Origin of the sequence: Streptomyces xylophagus (genome assembly GCF_000716435.1) — a bacterium.
In the GTDB taxonomy this organism is placed as follows: Bacteria; Actinomycetota; Actinomycetes; order Streptomycetales; family Streptomycetaceae; genus Streptomyces; species Streptomyces xylophagus.
On the sequence record NZ_JNWO01000190.1, the window covers coordinates 1 to 309 of the forward strand.

General features: G+C 69.3%; 1 protein-coding gene. It reads left to right on the top strand.

All coding sequences use genetic code 11. The features are described from left to right. On the top strand, positions 1-309 hold a 309-nt coding region (locus OO70_RS50925; RefSeq protein ID WP_043688535.1), incomplete at both ends, for a site-specific integrase.

Below are 309 nucleotides of genomic sequence, written 5' to 3' on the forward strand. Positions count from 1 at the left end.
ACACACCGCCGAGTCCTACCGCTACGGCATCACCTCATGGCTCAACTGGTGCGCCGCCACCGGCATCAACCCCCTCGACGCCGTACCCGCCCACGGCCAACTCTGGGCCACCGCACTCCGCGACCAAGGCCTCTCCGACGGCACCCGCGACAACCGGCTCAGCGCCGTCCGCTCCTGGTACGAGTGGCTCGACGAACAAGACGTGCCGTTCCGCAAGAACCCCGCCAAGTTCAAGACCAACCGCCCCAAGGCCAACCCCACCCCGACCCCGGCCCTGGCCGCCGAGCAGCTCGCCAACCTGCTCGACGT